The organism is Streptomyces sp. NBC_00078 (assembly GCF_026343335.1).
GTDB lineage: Bacteria > Actinomycetota > Actinomycetes > Streptomycetales > Streptomycetaceae > Streptomyces.
The window spans coordinates 1,578,713-1,595,572 of record NZ_JAPELX010000001.1 but is presented as its reverse complement, the minus strand read 5'-3'; the positions used below and the strand labels follow the sequence as shown (position 1 = coordinate 1,595,572).

Sequence of the window (16,860 nt, the reverse complement as noted above, 5' to 3'; positions counted from 1 at the left end):
CAACCGTTTCGCGGTCGGAGGGTCGGGGTCGGTACGATCCCCTATTGCGCGCGCTCCTGGTATGGCGCCGCAGCCACCTTCAGTCAGGAGAGACCGGTGTCAGACGTCCGTGTGATCATCCAACGCGATTCCGAGCGGGAAGAGCGCGTGGTGACGACGGGGACTACGGCCGCCGAGCTCTTCGCCGGCGAGCGCTCGATCGTCGCCGCGCGCGTGAGCGGCGACCTCAAGGACCTGGCCTACGTGCCGGCCGAGGGCGAGGTCGTGGAGCCGGTGGAGATCACCTCCGAGGACGGCCTGAACATCCTGCGCCACTCCACCGCGCACGTGATGGCGCAGGCCGTGCAGGAGCTGTTCCCCGAGGCCAAGCTGGGCATCGGCCCGCCGGTCAAGGACGGTTTCTACTACGACTTCGACGTCGAGAAGCCGTTCACGCCCGAGGATCTCAAGGCCATCGAGAAGAAGATGCAGGAGATCCAGAAGCGGGGGCAGAAGTTCTCCCGCCGTGTGGTCACCGACGAGGCCGCCCGCGAGGAGCTGGCGTCGGAGCCGTACAAGCTGGAGCTGATCGGCATCAAGGGCTCGGCCTCCTCCGACGACGGCGCGGACGTCGAGGTCGGCGCCGGTGAGCTGACGATCTACGACAACCTGGACGCCAAGACCGGTGACCTGTGCTGGAAGGACCTCTGCCGCGGTCCCCACCTGCCCTCCACCCGGAACATCCCGGCGTTCAAGCTGATGCGCAACGCGGCCGCCTACTGGCGCGGCAGCGAGAAGAACCCGATGCTCCAGCGCATCTACGGAACCGCCTGGCCCTCCAAGGACGAGCTGAAGGCGCACCTCGACTTCCTCGCCGAGGCCGAGAAGCGCGACCACCGCAAGCTGGGCTCCGAGCTGGACCTGTTCTCGATCCCCGAGCAGATCGGCTCCGGCCTCGCCGTCTTCCACCCCAAGGGCGGCATCGTCCGCCGCGTGATGGAGGACTACTCGCGCCGCCGCCACGAGCAGGAGGGCTACGAGTTCGTCTACACCCCGCACGCGACGAAGGGGAAGCTCTTCGAGACGTCCGGGCACCTGGACTGGTACGCCGACGGCATGTACCCGCCCATGCAGCTCGACGAGGGCGTGGACTACTACCTCAAGCCCATGAACTGCCCGATGCACAACCTGATCTTCGACGCCCGCGGCCGCTCCTACCGTGAACTGCCGCTGCGCCTCTTCGAGTTCGGGACCGTGTACCGGTACGAGAAGTCGGGCGTCGTGCACGGTCTGACCCGCGCCCGTGGCTTCACCCAGGACGACGCACACATCTACTGCACCCGTGAGCAGATGTCGGACGAGCTCGACAAGACGCTCACCTTCGTCCTCGGCCTGCTGCGCGACTACGGTCTGACCGACTTCTACCTGGAGCTCTCCACCAAGGACCCGGAGAAGTTCGTCGGCTCGGACGAGGTCTGGGAAGAAGCCACCGAGACCCTCCGCCAGGTCGCCGAGAAGCAGGGCCTGCCCCTCGTTCCCGACCCGGGCGGCGCCGCCTTCTACGGCCCGAAGATCTCCGTCCAGACGAAGGACGCCATCGGCCGCACCTGGCAGATGTCGACGATCCAGCTCGACTTCAACCTGCCGGAGCGCTTCGACCTGGAGTACACGGGCCCGGACGGCTCCAAGCAGCGCCCGGTCATGATCCACCGCGCGCTGTTCGGCTCCATCGAGCGGTTCTTCGCGGTGCTCCTGGAGCACTACGCGGGCGCCTTCCCGGCGTGGCTGGCCCCGGTCCAGGCGGTCGGCATCCCGATCGGCGACGGGCACGTCGAGTACCTGGAGAAGTTCGGCGCGGCCGCGAAGAAGCAGGGACTGCGGGTCGAGGTCGACTCCTCCTCCGACCGTATGCAGAAGAAGATCCGCAACGCCCAGAAGCAGAAGGTGCCCTTCATGGTCATCGCGGGCGACGAGGACATGGCGGGCGGTTCGGTCTCCTTCCGCTACCGCGACGGCTCACAGGAGAACGGCATCCCGTTCGACGAGGCCATCGCCAAGATCGCGAAGGTCGTGGAGGACCGGACGCAGGTCTGATCCGTCGCGCTGTACGGAGGCGTCCTGAACGAACGCGTCCTGTACGGAGGCGTCCTGTACGAAGGCCCTCGGGAGATCAGCTTCCCGGGGGCCTTTCGTCGTCCTCCCGGGAGAACACCTGCAGCAGCCAGGAGGCGAAGGTTCCGGTCACCGCGCCGAGCAGCGCCAGGCCGATGGCCATGATCCCGACCGCGATCAGCCGTCCTGTCGGCGTCACCGGGGTGATGTCGCCGTAGCCGACCGTGGTGAGGGTTTCGCAGGTCCACCAGATCGCGTCCCCGAACGTCCGCATCGACGCCCCCTGCGCCCCGCGTTCCTGCTGGTAGACGGCGAGGGCGCCGGCGAAGCCGAGCAGTACCGTCGCCAGCCCGGAGTACACGATCACCCGTGCGTGCAGCGCGAGCCGTGGCTTGCCGTGCCGCCGCTGCACGGCTTCGTACACCTTGACGACCCGCAGGGGCCGCAGCAACGGCAGCATGAGCACCACTGTGTCCAGCCAGTGCGTCCGCACGAAACCCAGCCGCCGCCCGCTCAGCCTCCAGGACACCGCGTAGTCGACGGCGAACAGCGCCCAGGAGGCCAGCAGCACCGCGATACACAGGTCCTCCCACACGTCGTGCAGGCCGGGGGTCAGGACCCAGACCGCGTACGAGGCGAGGAAGGCCAGGGACGCCAACGCCAGCGGGAGTTCCGTGCGCCGCTGCCAGCGGGCCACTCGACGGTCATCGTCCACTGCCCCAGCTTCGCCCGGCGGGCTTTTCCCGCAACCCCGCCGACACGCCGCGAACGGGCGACGCAATATGCTGCACTGCATGACGAGTGAGCCGGAGCAGCAGTGGGGAGTGGGGACCCAGGACGCGTTCCAGCGTCTGTGGACGCCCCACCGGATGGCCTACATCCAGGGCGAGAACAAGCCGACCGGCCCGGGTGCCGACGACGGCTGCCCCTTCTGCTCCATTCCGGCCAAGTCCGACGAGGACGGGCTGGTCGTGCGGCGCGGCGAGCAGGTGTACGCCGTGCTCAACCTCTACCCGTACAACGGCGGCCACCTCATGGTCGTGCCCTACCGTCACGTCGCCGACTACACGGACCTCACGGACGCCGAGACGGCCGAGCTCGCCGCCCTGACCAAGCAGGCGATGACGGCCCTGCGCACCGCGTCCGGCGCCCAGGGCTTCAACATCGGCATGAACCAGGGGTCGGTGGCCGGCGCGGGTATCGCCGCCCACCTCCACCAGCACATCGTCCCGCGCTGGGGAGGCGACACGAACTTCATGCCGGTCGTCGGCCACACCCGGGTGCTGCCGCAGCTGCTGGCGGACACCCGGAAGATGCTCGCGGAGGCCTGGCCGACGGCCTGAGCGCCGTCAGCCGAAGCGGGTTCCGGGGGAGGCGGCCCCCAGAACCCACGAACCAACGGACCTACGCGTCGTAGACGTCGGCCTTCTTCGGAGTCGGGTCCTGCACGGCCGTACTCAAGAACGCGGACCTCGTGCCGAACTTCTCCGTCTCCACGCCGTTCTCCGCCAGCACCCGAATCGCCGCGGCATGCACCACCCGGAGCACCGGCGTCGCGGCACGCAGCGCGTCGTCGGCCATGAAGCGGTGGCGCCAGGGCTGGTCGGCCCAGGCGTGCCGGAGACCGAAGGGCTCGGGCAGGGTTATCGTGCCGCCCAGCCAGTTCAGCAGGGGCGGGTACCAGGAGATCGGGGCACGGACGGCCAGCCGCACGACCTCGTCGGTGTTGACCAGCGGCAGCGCCACCTTGCGGGTCTCCCAGGGCTTGAAGGACTTCTGGACTTCCTTCGTCGGGGCCTCGGGCTTGCCGGTGAACAGACCGTTCACGGGACCCAGGGCGTGTCCGGTGACCTCGATCCGCAGCGTCTCGTGCAGCACGGTCACCGTGATCATCATGGTGATGACCAGCTGCCCTTCCCACAGCGTCCACTGCACGCCCAGATAGTGCCGGTCACCCGCGCCGAACTGCTGCTTGTTGCAGATGTCCTGTATGGCGTGCGACTTGACCTGGTACGCGTCCACGTCGGTGCCCCCGGGCCGGGACACCTCCTTCGTGCCCTCCGCGATCGGCGTGACGATCCAGTGCCGCACGGACGGAGTGGGGAATCCGCCGGTGTTCAGCGTGTTCCGCTCCAGCATGCGCAGCTGGTCGTGGATCGCCCGGATGACGTCCCAGCTGCGGAAGGGATGGATCTCCCGCGTGGGATCCGCCGACACCAGGTCCTCGGCGAGCTGCCAGCTGCCCCAGCGCGTGCCCATGCCGAGGATGCCCTTGGGACCGGCGTAGAAGACCGAGTTGGACTGCTGCTCGGCGCTCAGCTTGGCGAGCGCCTGGCGCAGCTGGTCCGCCTTGGTTTCGCCCGGGCTGGTCGGCACCGCCTCGGGCACCTTGGCGCCGATGCTGCTGCCGGCCAGCAGGCTGTCCCAGCGCCCACGCAGGTCCTTCGCCGTACGCTCGCAGATCTGCTTGGCCCAGAACCAGCCGATGACGGGCATGACGACACAGGCCCGCGCATACCAGGCCCAGAACCCGGTGAACGGCATCCGGATCAGGAAGAGCACGGCCAGCGCGCCCACCGCCACCAGCAGCGTCGTCGCCATCGCGCCGGCCCGCTTGTCCTCCCGCCTGCCGATCGTGGTGCGGATCGAGAAGACCAGCAGCCACACCAGCAGTCCCGGCAGGAACAGCACGCCGCACAGCACCATGACGATGCTCAGCATCTGGTCGCGGGCCTTGCGGATGTTGTTCGCCGCGAGGCAGTGCTCGACGGTGACCTGCGGCTCGGCGCCGAAGGACTGGATGAGCGGCTTGCGGTTGGGGCCCACCATGCGGTCCACCACCGCCCGGGAGAAGGCCTCACCCAGGTTGGGCCGGAATATCGTCCCCCACTTCAGGCCGGGCTTCACGGTGGTCTGGTGCCACTCGTTGTCGGCCTTCTTGATGTCCACGACCGGGTTGTCCCGATATGCCGCAGAGGCCAGCGCGAACGTGGCTGTCTGCGCCTGGTCGCCCGTGCGCGGCACCTGTGGACCGAAGATGTCCCCGTAGCCGCTGTCAACGGTCATTCCCGCCCCCGATCGCTGCCGGATGTCGCCTCTGCGGCTTTCCCGACTTCCTTGCTTCGCACACCTGTTGATCAGGTCATCAGCGTATCCGCAGGCACCGACATTCGTCGGCGGACGGCCGAAGCCGCCCGCCGACGCGGAGGGGAGCGTTCCTCAAAAGCGACTTGAGAGCGCCCGGCGCCCAACTACGAGGCGGCGCGCACCTCTTCACGAATCCTTTCCGCGATCTGCGGTGGCATCGGCTCGTGCCGCGCGTACGCACGGTCGAAGCGCGCGGTGCCGTGCGAGAGGGAACGCAGATCGACCGCGTACCGCCCGATCTCGATCTCGGGCACCTCGGCCCGTACGAGCGTCCGGCTGCCGGTGGTCTGTTCCGTGCCGAGCACCCGGCCGCGCCGTCCGGACAGGTCGCTCATGACGGCGCCCACGTACTCGTCGCCGACCAGAATGGTCACCTCCGCCACCGGCTCCAGGAGATGGATCTTCACGCCGTTCGCGGCCTCCCGCAGTGCCAGCGCGCCGGCCGTCTGGAACGCCGCGTCGGAGGAGTCCACGGAGTGCGCCTTGCCGTCCAGCAGCGTCACGCGGACGTCGATGAGCGGATAGCCGGCGGCAACTCCCCTGGCAGCCTGGGCCCTTACGCCCTTCTCGACGGACGGGATGAACTGCCGCGGCACCGCGCCGCCGACGACCTTGTCCACGAACTCGATGCCGGAACCGCCCGGCAGCGGCTCCACCTCGATCTCGCAGATCGCGTACTGCCCATGCCCGCCGGACTGCTTCACATGGCGCCCGCGCCCGCCGGACTTGGCCGCGAACGTCTCCCGCAGGGAGACCTTGTGCGGTACGACGTCGACCTGGACGCCGTAGCGGTTGCGCAGCCGTTCCAGCGCGACGTCCGCGTGCGCCTCGCCCAGGCACCACAGCACCACCTGGTGGGTGTTCGGGTTCTGTTCGAGCCGCATGGTCGGATCCTCTGCGACCAGCCGGGACAGGCCCTGCGAGAGCTTGTCCTCGTCCGCCTTGCTGTGCGCCTCGATGGCGAGCGGCAGCAGCGGGTCGGGCATCTCCCACGGCTCCATGAGCAGCGGATCGTCCTTGGCCGAAAGGGTGTCGCCGGTCTCCGCGCGGCCGAGCTTCGCCACGCACACCAGATCGCCCGCGATGGCGTGCGTCACCACGCGCTGCTGCTTGCCGAAGGGGACGGACAGCGCACCGACGCGCTCGTCGACGTCGTGGTCCTCGTGCCCGCGGTCCGCGAGGCCGTGTCCGGAGACGTGCACCGTCTCGTCGGGGCGCAGCGTGCCGGAGAAGACACGGACCATGGAGACGCGGCCGACATAGGGGTCGGAAGCCGTCTTCACGACCTCGGCGACCAACGGACCCTCCGTGTCACAGGGCTTGATCTCGCGCGGCTTGCCGTTGATGGTCGTGACCCCCGGCGTGGGGTGCTCGAACGGCGTCGGGAAGCCGCCGGTGACCAGCTCCAGCAGCTCGACCGTACCGAGCCCCTGCCGGGCGCCCTCCGCCGCGGGGGCGGCGGCCAGCACCGGGAAGAAGACCCCGCGCGCCACGGCCCGCTCCAGGTCCTCCACGAGCGTCTTGAAGTCGATCTGCTCGCCGCCCAGATAGCGGTCCATGAGGGTCTCGTCCTCGCTCTCCGAGATGATCCCCTCGATCAGCCGGTTGCGGGCCTCCTCCATCTCGGGCAGCTGGTCCTCGCCCGGTTCGGACTCCTTGCGCTCCCCGGACGCGTAGTCGAAGAGCTTCTGTGACAGCAGCCCGACCAGCCCGGTCACCGGCGCGTGCCCGTCGGGCCCCTGCGGGCCGTGCAGCGGCAGGTACAGCGGGATCACCGCGTCCGGGTCGTCCCCGCCGAAGGCCTCCGCGCAGGTCCGCGTCATCCCCTCGAAGTCCGCCCGGGCGGACTCCAGGTGTGTGATCACGATCGCCCGCGGCATGCCGACTGCCGCGCACTCCTCCCACACCATGCGGGTCGAGCCGTCCACGCCGTCGGAGGCCGAGACGACGAAAAGGGCCGCGTCCGCGGCTCGCAGACCGGCCCTGAGTTCCCCGACGAAGTCGGCGTATCCGGGGGTGTCGAGGAGATTGACCTTGATGCCGTCCCATTCGACCGGCACCAGGGAGAGCTGTACCGAGCGTTGCTGCCGGTGCTCGATCTCGTCGTAGTCGGAGACGGTGCCGCCGTCCTCCACACGGCCCGCCCTGTTCACTGCCCCCGCGGTCAGCGCGAGAGCTTCCACCAATGTCGTCTTTCCCGATCCGGAGTGGCCGACCAGCACCACATTCCGTACGGACGCGGGGTGGTCGGCCGCTGTTGCCCTGCCGGCGGCTCCGGGGTGTGCGTTCGCCTTGTCGCCCATGGCCTTGCCTCCCGTGCACGGTGAGGTCACTGTGGGCGCGGGCATCCCGGGCCGCGTGCGGTGGCGGCTCCGATGACGCCCGCGGTTCTTCGAGCTTTCCACTCCCGTCACGGTGCGTCCATACAGAGGACGCGATCGCGCCGCCCGCCGCCGGCTGCGGGCCATCCGCCGGATCTCCGCACAGGCGTCCGGGTGCCCGGCCGTCGCACAAGCGCGCGCGTGACTACGATGGGCCAGCCGGTGGCCAGCAGGGGCCGCGGCCACACCGACCGTCGGGAAGGCCATGCTGAACAAGTACGCGCGTGCATTCTTCACGCGTGTCCTCACACCGTTCGCCGCGTTTCTCATCCGGCGGGGCGTCAGCCCCGACACGGTCACGCTCCTCGGTACCGCCGGCGTGGTCGCGGGCGCGCTGGTCTTCTACCCCATGGGCGAGTTCTTCTGGGGCACCGTCGTGATCACGCTGTTCGTGTTCTCCGACCTCGTCGACGGCAACATGGCGCGCCAGCTGGGCCGCACCAGCCGCTGGGGAGCCTTCCTGGACTCCACGCTCGACCGGGTCGCCGACGGCGCTGTCTTCGGGGGATTCGCCCTCTGGTACGCGGGAGGCGGCGACGACATCGCCCTGTGTGCCGTCTCGATCTTCTGCCTGGCCAGCGGCCAGGTGGTGTCGTACACCAAGGCCCGGGGCGAGTCGATCGGCCTGCCGGTCGCCGTCAACGGTCTCGTCGAGCGCGCCGAGCGCCTGGTGATCTCCCTGGTCGCGGCCGGTCTGGCGGGTCTGCACAAGTTCGGCGTGCCCGGCATCCAGTACCTGCTGCCGGTCGCTCTGTGGATCGTCGCCGTGGGCAGCCTCGTCACGCTGATCCAGCGGGTCGTCACGGTCCGTCGCGAGTCGGCGGAGGCCGAGGCGGCCCCGCCGGAGAACGCCTCGCAGGGGAGTGAGGCGGCGAAGTGAGCGCCCGGGATCAGCTCACCGACGCCCTTTACGGCCTCGGCTGGGGCACGGTCAAGAAGCTTCCCGAGCCGGTCGCCGTACGCCTCGGACGTACCGTCGCCGACCTCGCCTGGAAGCAGCGCGGCAAGGGCGTGCAGCGCCTGGAGAGCAACTACGCGCGCGTGCTGCCGGACGCGAGCCCCGAGCGCCTGGCCGAGCTCTCGCGCGCGGGCATGCGCTCCTACCTGCGCTACTGGATGGAGTCCTTCCGGCTCCCGGCGTGGAGCGCGGACCGCATAAGGAACGGCTTCGACCCCAAGGGCCTGCAGCACCTGACCGACGGGATCGCCTCCGACCGGGGCGTCGTCCTCGCGCTGCCGCACATGGCCAACTGGGACCTCGCGGGCGCCTGGGTCACCACGAAGCTCGAGACGCCGTTCACCACGGTCGCCGAACGCCTGAAGCCGGAGACGCTGTACGACCGTTTCGTCGCCTACCGCGAGGGCCTGGGCATGGAGGTACTGCCGCACAGCGGCGGCACCGCCTTCGGCACCCTGGCCCGGCGCCTGCGTGACGGCGGCCTGGTCTGCCTGGTCGCCGAGCGCGACCTGTCGTCCTCGGGTGTGGAGGTCCAGTTCTTCGGCGAGGCCACGCGGATGCCGGCCGGTCCCGCCCTCCTCGCACAGCAGACCGGCGCACTGCTCCTGCCGGTCACCCTGTGGTACGACGACTCGCCCGTCATGCGGGGGCGCGTGCACCCACCGGTCGAGGTGCCCGAGACAGGCAGCCGGGCCGAAAAGACGTCTGTCATGACACAGGCGCTGGCCGATGCCTTCGCCACGGGGATCGCCGACCATCCGGAGGACTGGCACATGCTGCAGCGCTTGTGGCTCAAGGACCTTGAACCGCGACCAGCCGACGGTGCGGCCGGGGAGCGGCCGTGAGGATCGGCATCGTGTGCCCGTACTCCTGGGACGTGCCCGGCGGGGTCCAGTTCCACATCCGTGACCTCGCGGAGTACTTCATCCGGCTGGGCCACGAGGTCTCCGTCCTGGCGCCCGCCGACGACGACACCCCGCTGCCGCCGTACGTCGTCTCGGCCGGCCGCGCGGTCCCGGTGCCGTACAACGGCTCGGTGGCCCGGCTGAACTTCGGCTTCCTGAGCGCCGCTCGCGTGCGCCGCTGGCTGCACGACGGCGAGTTCGACGTCGTCCACATCCACGAACCGACCTCCCCGTCGCTGGGTCTGCTGACCTGCTGGGCGGCGTCCGGACCGATCGTCGCCACCTTTCACACCTCGAACCCCCGCTCGCGGGCGATGATCGCCGCGTACTCGATCCTCCAGGCGGCCCTGGAGAAGATCAGCGCGCGCATCGCGGTGAGCGAGTACGCCCGCCGCACGCTCGTCGAACATCTCGGCGGCGACGCGGTCGTCATCCCGAACGGCGTCGACGTCGACTTCTTCGCCCGGGCCAGGCCCAAGGCCGAGTGGCAGGGAGACACCATCGGCTTCATCGGCCGTATCGACGAGCCCCGCAAGGGCCTGCCGGTCCTGATGAAGGCACTCCCGGCGATCCTCGCCGCCCGCCCGCAGACCCGCCTGCTGGTCGCGGGCCGGGGCGACGAGGAGGAGGCGGTCGAGACCCTGCCCGCCGAACTCCGCTCCCGCGTCGAGTTCCTGGGCATGATCAGCGACGGGGACAAGGCCCGCTTCCTGCGCAGTGTCGATCTCTACGTCGCCCCCAACACCGGCGGCGAGAGCTTCGGCATCATCCTCGTCGAGGCCATGTCCGCCGGCGCCCCCGTCCTCGCCGCCGACCTGGACGCCTTCGCCCAGGTCCTCGACCAGGGCGCGGCGGGCGCACTCTTCGCCAACGAGAACTCCGGCGCGCTGGCCGAGGCGGCCCTGCGGCTGCTGGGGGACCCGGAGCGCCGGGCCGAGCTGCGGGAGCGGGGAAGCGCGCACGTGCGGCGCTTCGACTGGTCGACCGTCGGGGCGGACATCCTGTCGGTCTACGAGACGGTCACGGCGGGCGCGGCCGCGGTCGCGGCGGCGGACGACGACCGCGGGCCGGGGCTGCGGGCGAGGCTGGGGCTGGCGCGGGACTGACCACGGCGGGTCCGGTGGTGAGCACGCCGGGTCCCGGCGGTGACCACGGCGGGGTCCGGCAGGCCGACCGGAATCCCGCCGCTTCCGTCCCGGCTGATCACAACTGCCCCTCGGTACCCCGGTAACGTGACCGCCCGTGACCGCAACCCTCATCTGGATCCTCGTCGCCCTGCTCGCGATCGGCCTCTACCTGAGCTGGACGGCGGGCCGCCTTGACCGGCAGCACGCCCGGATCGACGCAGCCCGTGCCGCTCTCGACGCGCAGCTGCTGCGCCGGGCCTCCGTGGCGCAGGAACTCGCCACCTCCGGCGTCCTCGACCCGGCCGCCTCGATCGTCCTGTACGAGGCCGCGCACGCGGCCCGGCAGGCCGAGGAGGAGCAGCGGGAGGTCGCCGAGAGCGAGCTGAGCCAGGCATTGCGGGCCGTGTTCGCGGTGCCGCAGCAGGTGGAGGTGGTGCGCGAGGCACCCGGTGGGGACGAGGCCGCCCACGAGCTGACCGAGGCGGTACTGCGGGTCCCGATGGCCCGCCGCTTCCACAACGACGCCGTGGGCGCGGCCCGCAGGCTGCGCGAACACCGCAAGGTGCGCTGGTTCCGGCTGGCCGGACACGCCCCCTTCCCGATGGCCTTCGAGATGGACGACGAGCCGCCTGCGGCACTGGCCGACAGGATCGCCCAGCAGCCGTAACTCCACCGCGGTCCGGAAAAGGATCCACCGGCTTCCCATTGGCCCTTGCTGTGGACTGGCCCATTCGCGTTTCCTCGGTATCTGCAGAAACCCTCTTTCACCGAGTGAGGTCAACCCGTGTCCAGCACGCTCTCCGAAAACCAGGCCCCCGAGACCGGCACCGCGCGCGTGAAGCGCGGCATGGCCGAGCAGCTCAAGGGTGGCGTGATCATGGACGTCGTCACGCCGGAGCAGGCGAAGATCGCCGAGGACGCGGGCGCCGTCGCCGTCATGGCCCTGGAGCGGGTCCCGGCCGACATCCGCAAGGACGGCGGCGTGGCCCGTATGTCCGACCCGGACATGATCGAGGGCATCATCGATGCCGTCTCGATCCCGGTCATGGCCAAGTCCCGCATCGGCCACTTCGTCGAGGCCCAGGTCCTGCAGTCCCTCGGCGTCGACTACATCGACGAGTCCGAGGTCCTCACCCCGGCCGACGAGGTCAACCACTCCGACAAGTTCGCTTTCACCACCCCCTTCGTCTGTGGTGCCACCAACCTCGGCGAGGCCCTGCGCCGCATCGCCGAGGGCGCGGCCATGATCCGCTCCAAGGGCGAGGCCGGCACCGGCAACGTCGTCGAGGCCGTCCGTCACCTGCGCCAGATCAAGAACGAGATCGCCCGTCTGCGCGGCTACGACAACAACGAGCTGTACGCCGCCGCCAAGGACCTGCGTGCCCCGTACGAGCTGGTCAAGGAAGTCTCCGAGCTCGGCAAGCTCCCGGTGGTCCTGTTCTCCGCCGGTGGCGTCGCCACTCCCGCCGACGCCGCGCTCATGCGCCAGCTCGGCGCCGAGGGCGTCTTCGTCGGCTCCGGCATCTTCAAGTCCGGGGACCCGGCCAAGCGTGCCGCCGCCATCGTGAAGGCGACCACCTTCTACGACGACCCCAAGATCATCGCGGACGCGTCCCGCAACCTCGGCGAGGCCATGGTCGGCATCAACTGCGACACCCTCCCCGAGACCGAGCGCTACGCCAACCGCGGCTGGTAAGGACCACTGGTAGCCATCCCATGAGCACTCCTGTCATAGGCGTCCTGGCCCTCCAGGGCGACGTCCGGGAGCACCTCGTCGCCCTGGCCGCGGCCGACGCCGTGGCCAGGCCGGTGCGGCGCCCCGACGAACTCGCCGAGGTGGACGGCCTCGTCATCCCCGGCGGTGAGTCCACCACCATCTCCAAGCTGGCCGTCCTCTTCGGCGTCATGGAGCCACTCCGCGCGCGCGTGCGTGACGGCATGCCCGTCTACGGCACCTGCGCGGGCATGATCATGCTCGCCGACAAGATCCTCGACCCGCGCTCGGGCCAGGAGACCATCGGCGGCATCGACATGATCGTGCGCCGCAACGCCTTCGGCCGCCAGAACGAGTCCTTCGAAGCGGCGGTCGACGTCCGGGGCGTCGCGGGCGATCCCGTGGAGGGCGTCTTCATCCGCGCCCCCTGGGTCGAGTCCGTCGGCGCCGAGACCGAGGTACTCGCCGAGCACGAGGGCCACATCGTCGCGGTCCGTCAGGGCAACGCCCTCGCCACGTCCTTCCACCCGGAACTGACAGGCGACCACCGCGTGCACTCCCTCTTTGTCGACATCGTGCGCGCGAACCGGACGCCGGAGTCCTTGTAGGATCTCAGGCGTTGGTTGCAGAGATGGGTTACGCGAAGGAGACAGGCAGATGTCCGGCCACTCTAAATGGGCTACGACGAAGCACAAGAAGGCCGTGATCGACGCCAAGCGCGGCAAGCTCTTCGCGAAGCTGATCAAGAATATCGAGGTGGCTGCCCGGATGGGCGGCGTCGACATCGAGGGCAACCCCACTCTCTACGACGCCATCCAGAAGGCGAAGAAGTCGTCGGTCCCGAACAAGAACATCGACTCCGCGGTCAAGCGCGGCGGCGGCCTTGAGGCCGGCGGCGCCGACTACGAGACGATCATGTACGAGGGCTACGGACCGAACGGCGTCGCGGTGCTCATCGAGTGCCTCACCGACAACCGCAACCGCGCCGCCTCGGACGTGCGCGTCGCCATGACCCGCAACGGCGGCAACATGGCCGACCCCGGCTCGGTGTCGTACCTCTTCAACCGCAAGGGCGTCGTCATCGTCCCCAAGGGCGAGCTGAGCGAGGACGACGTCCTCGGGGCCGTCCTGGACGCCGGCGCCGAGGAGGTCAACGACCTCGGCGAGTCCTTCGAGGTGCTCAGCGAGGCCACCGACATGGTCGCCGTCCGCACCGCCCTCCAGGACTCCGGGATCGACTACGACTCCGCCGAGGCCAACTTCGTCCCGACCATGCAGGTCGAACTGGACGAGGAGGGCGCCAGGAAGATCTTCAAGCTGATCGACGCGCTCGAGGACAGCGACGACGTGCAGAACGTCTTCGCCAACTTCGATGTCAGCGACGAGGTCATGGAGAAGGTCGACGCGTAACACGGCCTCGAACGCGGCGGTTTCGGCGGGCCGGTGGGACACGTCCCACCGGCCCGCCGCTGTTGTCGGTGGCAGCGGATAGCCTGGCGTGAAGTCAAAGATCACCGAGGGGAGGGGCACGTGCGCGTACTGGGGGTGGACCCGGGACTGACGCGGTGCGGCGTGGGCGTCGTCGACGGGGTCGCGGGCCGGCCGCTCACCATGGTGGGCGTCGGAGTCGTACGGACGCCCGCGGACGCCGACTTGGGGCACCGCCTCGTCGCCGTCGAGCACGGCATCGAGCAGTGGCTGGACGAGTACCGGCCCGAAGTCGTCGCCGTGGAGCGGGTGTTCAGCCAGCACAACGTACGGACCGTGATGGGCACCGCCCAGGCCAGCGCCGTCGCCATGCTGTGTGCCGCCCGCCGCGGCATCCCCGTCGCCCTGCACACCCCCAGCGAGGTCAAGGCCGCGGTCACCGGCAGCGGCCGCGCCGACAAGGCACAGGTCGGCGCCATGGTCACCCGGCTGCTGCGGCTCGACGCGCCCCCCAAGCCGGCCGACGCCGCGGACGCCCTCGCGCTCGCCATCTGCCACATCTGGCGCGCCCCCGCCCAGAACCGACTCCAGCAGGCCGTCGCCCTGCACGCAGCCAAAGCACCGACCCCGTCGAAAGGCCGTACGGCATGATCGCCTTCGTGAGCGGCACGGTCGCCGCCCTCGCCCCGGACGCCGCCGTCGTCGAGGTCGGCGGTGTCGGCATGGCCGTGCAGTGCACCCCCAACACGCTCTCCACCCTTCGCATCGGCAAGCCGGCCAAGCTCGCCACCTCCCTGGTCGTCCGCGAGGACTCGCTCACGCTGTACGGCTTTGTGGACGACGACGAGCGCCAGGTGTTCGAGCTGCTGCAGACGGCGAGCGGAGTCGGCCCTCGCCTGGCCCAGGCGATGCTGGCGGTGCACTCCCCGGACGCCCTGCGCCGAGCCGTCTCCACCAGCGACGAGAAGGCTCTCATCGCCGTCCCGGGCATCGGCAGGAAGGGCGCCCAGAAACTGCTGCTGGAGCTCAGGGACCGGCTCGGCGAACCGATCGGCGCCCCGGCCGTCGGTACGGCGGTCACCTCCGGCTGGCGCGACCAGCTGCACGCCGCCCTGATCGGCCTCGGGTACGCCACCCGCGAGGCCGACGAGGCCGTGTCCGCCGTGGCACCGCAGGCCGAGGCGGCCGAGGGTACGCCCCAGGTCGGTCAGCTGCTCAAAGCGGCCCTGCAGACCCTCAACCGCGCCCGCTGACCCACCTGCACGAGCCCAGCTAGGAGATCTCAGTGAACTGGGACGACCCGACCGACACCCCCGCCGCCGAGCGGCTCGTCGGCCCCGCCGCGGAGCGGCTGGTGGACTCTGTTGCCGATGGCGAGGACCAGGCCGTCGAGGCCGCCCTGCGCCCCAAGGACCTGGACGAGTTCATCGGACAGGAGAAGGTCCGCGAGCAGCTCGATCTCGTGCTGCGCGCCGCACGCGCGCGTGGCGCCACCGCCGACCACGTGCTGCTCTCCGGCGCCCCGGGCCTCGGCAAGACCACCCTCTCGATGATCATCGCGGCCGAGATGGACGCCCCGATCCGCATCACCAGCGGACCCGCCATCCAGCACGCCGGCGACCTCGCCGCGATCCTCTCCTCCCTACAGGAGGGCGAGGTCCTCTTCCTCGACGAGATCCACCGCATGTCGCGGCCCGCCGAGGAGATGCTGTACATGGCGATGGAGGACTTCCGCGTCGACGTCATCGTCGGCAAGGGCCCCGGCGCCACCGCCATCCCCCTCGAACTGCCCCCGTTCACCCTGGTCGGCGCCACCACGCGCGCGGGCCTGCTGCCGCCCCCGCTGCGCGACCGCTTCGGCTTCACCGCGCACATGGAGTTCTACGAGCCCGCCGAGCTGGAGCGCGTCATCCACCGCTCCGCGAACCTGCTCGACGTCGAGATCCAGGCCGACGGCGCCGCCGAGATCGCCGGCCGCTCCCGCGGCACGCCCCGTATCGCCAACCGCCTGCTGCGCCGCGTGCGCGACTACGCCCAGGTCAAGGCCGACGGATTCATCACCCGCGACATCGCCGCGGCCGCGCTGAAGGTCTACGAGGTCGACGCCCGCGGCCTCGACCGCCTCGACCGCGGAGTTCTGGAGGCCCTGCTCAAGCTGTTCGGCGGCGGTCCCGTCGGCCTCTCCACGCTCGCGGTCGCGGTGGGGGAGGAGCGCGAGACCGTCGAGGAGGTCGCCGAACCGTTCCTCGTCCGGGAGGGCCTGCTCGCCCGCACCCCGCGCGGACGGGTCGCCACCCCCGCGGCATGGGCGCATCTCGGCCTCACGCCGCCCCGCTCGGCAACTGCGGGAAACGGACAACAGGACCTGTTCGGGACGTGATGGGTTCGTGACGGCGAGGGCATTGGCCCGGTCAGGAACCCAGGTGCCATGCTGAGCGTTGTTCCCTGCGCGTGGACTCGCTTAGACTCCGCCGATGCCGCCTTTGTCGGCGGTATACATACCCCCATCCATGAGGCCGCTCTCCATCGCGGTCGTGCGAAGGAAATACCGTCCCGTGAATATCACCATGCTCCTCCCCTTCATCGTGCTCATCGGGGCCATGTTCCTCATGACCCGCTCGGCCAAGCGCAAGCAGCAGCAGGCCGCCGCGATGCGCAACGAGCTGCAGCCCGGCAGCGGCGTCCGCACGATCGGGGGCATGTACGCGACGGTCAAGGAGGTCAACGACGACACGGTCCTCCTCGACGCCGGCCCGGGAGTCGAGCTCCTCTTCGGGAAGAACGCCATCGGTTCCGTGCTCAGCGATGACGAGTACAACCGCATCGTGCACGGCATCGAGCACGACCTGAAGTCCGACACCGACGTGGTCCCGGACGACGCCTCCTCCCTCACCGAGTCCGACGACTCCGCCGACGAAGCTGCCGCCGCCTCCGACGACAAGTCCGTCGACCTCGGCAAGAAGGACGCGACCGAGGAGCCGGCCGACGACACGACGGCCGCCGAGGCCACGTCGGACGCAGAGCCGAAGAAGACCGACGGCGACTCCGAGGCGAAGTAGCCATGCCCCAGGGCGTGCGGTCCGCTTCCGCGCGCCCCGGATCATGCGCA

16 protein-coding genes are annotated in these 16,860 nt (G+C 70.0%); 13 read left to right on the top strand and 3 right to left on the bottom strand.

What is annotated here, in order from left to right:
• The first annotated feature begins 96 nt into the window (after positions 1 to 96).
• Positions 97 to 2,073, top strand: coding sequence for a threonine--tRNA ligase (gene thrS, locus OOK07_RS07365; RefSeq protein ID WP_266795609.1), 1,977 nt, complete (start codon positions 97 to 99; stop codon positions 2,071 to 2,073).
• Positions 2,074 to 2,149: 76 nt separating this feature from the next.
• Here the strand turns inward: thrS and OOK07_RS07360 are convergent, their stop codons facing one another.
• Positions 2,150 to 2,806, bottom strand: coding sequence for a potassium channel family protein (locus OOK07_RS07360; RefSeq protein WP_266678056.1), 657 nt, complete (start codon positions 2,804 to 2,806; stop codon positions 2,150 to 2,152).
• Between the two features lie 79 nt (positions 2,807 to 2,885).
• Between OOK07_RS07360 and OOK07_RS07355 the strand changes: the two genes are divergently transcribed.
• A complete protein-coding gene (locus OOK07_RS07355) occupies positions 2,886 to 3,434 on the top strand; it encodes an HIT family protein (protein WP_266678054.1) in 549 nt (182 codons plus the stop codon).
• Between the two features lie 61 nt (positions 3,435 to 3,495).
• On the opposite strand, the gene OOK07_RS07350 is transcribed toward OOK07_RS07355, so the two are convergent.
• Together OOK07_RS07350 and OOK07_RS07345 are read right to left on the bottom strand one after the other, a co-directional pair.
• Positions 3,496 to 5,157, bottom strand: coding sequence for an AbeC-like domain-containing protein (locus OOK07_RS07350; RefSeq protein WP_266795607.1), 1,662 nt, complete (start codon positions 5,155 to 5,157; stop codon positions 3,496 to 3,498).
• A 185-nt stretch (positions 5,158 to 5,342) separates the two neighbouring features.
• A complete protein-coding gene (locus OOK07_RS07345; protein WP_266795606.1) occupies positions 5,343 to 7,541 on the bottom strand; it encodes an elongation factor G-like protein EF-G2 in 2,199 nt (732 codons plus the stop codon).
• Between the two features lie 283 nt (positions 7,542 to 7,824).
• Here OOK07_RS07345 and pgsA point away from each other — a divergent pair, with 283 nt between their 5' ends.
• From pgsA to yajC, 11 genes are all read left to right on the top strand, one after another.
• The gene (pgsA, locus tag OOK07_RS07340; protein WP_266678048.1) at positions 7,825 to 8,499 is read left to right on the top strand and encodes a phosphatidylinositol phosphate synthase; all 675 of its coding nucleotides are present in this window, start codon (positions 7,825 to 7,827) and stop codon (positions 8,497 to 8,499) included.
• Entirely contained in the window at positions 8,496 to 9,422 is a 927-nt protein-coding gene (locus OOK07_RS07335; RefSeq protein ID WP_266795605.1) for a phosphatidylinositol mannoside acyltransferase, read from the top strand. Before pgsA ends, OOK07_RS07335 begins: the two co-directional genes overlap by 4 nt.
• Positions 9,419 to 10,588, top strand: coding sequence for a glycosyltransferase family 4 protein (locus OOK07_RS07330; protein WP_266795604.1), 1,170 nt, complete (start codon positions 9,419 to 9,421; stop codon positions 10,586 to 10,588). The genes OOK07_RS07335 and OOK07_RS07330 overlap by 4 nt, the downstream gene beginning before the upstream one ends.
• A gap of 136 nt (positions 10,589 to 10,724) precedes the next feature.
• Positions 10,725 to 11,276, top strand: a complete 552-nt coding sequence (locus tag OOK07_RS07325) for a LemA family protein (RefSeq protein WP_266795602.1) — start codon at positions 10,725 to 10,727, stop codon at positions 11,274 to 11,276.
• Positions 11,277 to 11,393: 117 nt separating this feature from the next.
• Entirely contained in the window at positions 11,394 to 12,305 is a 912-nt protein-coding gene (gene pdxS / locus OOK07_RS07320) for a pyridoxal 5'-phosphate synthase lyase subunit PdxS (RefSeq protein ID WP_266678040.1), read from the top strand.
• A 20-nt stretch (positions 12,306 to 12,325) separates the two neighbouring features.
• Complete coding sequence (gene pdxT, locus OOK07_RS07315; RefSeq protein ID WP_266795601.1) at positions 12,326 to 12,931, top strand: pyridoxal 5'-phosphate synthase glutaminase subunit PdxT; 606 nt, start codon at positions 12,326 to 12,328, stop codon at positions 12,929 to 12,931.
• A 49-nt stretch (positions 12,932 to 12,980) separates the two neighbouring features.
• The gene (locus OOK07_RS07310) at positions 12,981 to 13,733 is read left to right on the top strand and encodes a YebC/PmpR family DNA-binding transcriptional regulator (RefSeq protein WP_266510731.1); all 753 of its coding nucleotides are present in this window, start codon (positions 12,981 to 12,983) and stop codon (positions 13,731 to 13,733) included.
• A gap of 120 nt (positions 13,734 to 13,853) precedes the next feature.
• A complete protein-coding gene (gene ruvC, locus OOK07_RS07305; RefSeq protein WP_266678036.1) occupies positions 13,854 to 14,402 on the top strand; it encodes a crossover junction endodeoxyribonuclease RuvC in 549 nt (182 codons plus the stop codon).
• Entirely contained in the window at positions 14,399 to 15,004 is a 606-nt protein-coding gene (gene ruvA / locus OOK07_RS07300; RefSeq protein ID WP_266678034.1) for a Holliday junction branch migration protein RuvA, read from the top strand. The genes ruvC and ruvA overlap by 4 nt, the downstream gene beginning before the upstream one ends.
• Positions 15,005 to 15,036: 32 nt before the next feature.
• The gene (gene ruvB / locus OOK07_RS07295; RefSeq protein WP_266795599.1) at positions 15,037 to 16,131 is read left to right on the top strand and encodes a Holliday junction branch migration DNA helicase RuvB; all 1,095 of its coding nucleotides are present in this window, start codon (positions 15,037 to 15,039) and stop codon (positions 16,129 to 16,131) included.
• A 187-nt stretch (positions 16,132 to 16,318) separates the two neighbouring features.
• Entirely contained in the window at positions 16,319 to 16,810 is a 492-nt protein-coding gene (gene yajC / locus OOK07_RS07290; protein WP_405626728.1) for a preprotein translocase subunit YajC, read from the top strand.
• Positions 16,811 to 16,860 lie beyond the last annotated feature (50 nt).

Coding starts and splice junctions, on each gene's coding strand:
- OOK07_RS07345 (WP_266795606.1), bottom strand. CDS start 7,541: ATGGGCGACAAGGCGAACGCACACCCCGGAGCCGCCGGCAGGGCAACA.
- OOK07_RS07350 (WP_266795607.1), bottom strand. CDS start 5,157: ATGACCGTTGACAGCGGCTACGGGGACATCTTCGGTCCACAGGTGCCG.
- OOK07_RS07355 (WP_266678054.1), top strand. CDS start 2,886: ATGACGAGTGAGCCGGAGCAGCAGTGGGGAGTGGGGACCCAGGACGCG.
- pdxT (WP_266795601.1), top strand. CDS start 12,326: ATGAGCACTCCTGTCATAGGCGTCCTGGCCCTCCAGGGCGACGTCCGG.
- pgsA (WP_266678048.1), top strand. CDS start 7,825: ATGCTGAACAAGTACGCGCGTGCATTCTTCACGCGTGTCCTCACACCG.
- ruvA (WP_266678034.1), top strand. CDS start 14,399: ATGATCGCCTTCGTGAGCGGCACGGTCGCCGCCCTCGCCCCGGACGCC.
- yajC (WP_405626728.1), top strand. CDS start 16,319: ATGCTCCTCCCCTTCATCGTGCTCATCGGGGCCATGTTCCTCATGACC.
- OOK07_RS07310 (WP_266510731.1), top strand. CDS start 12,981: ATGTCCGGCCACTCTAAATGGGCTACGACGAAGCACAAGAAGGCCGTG.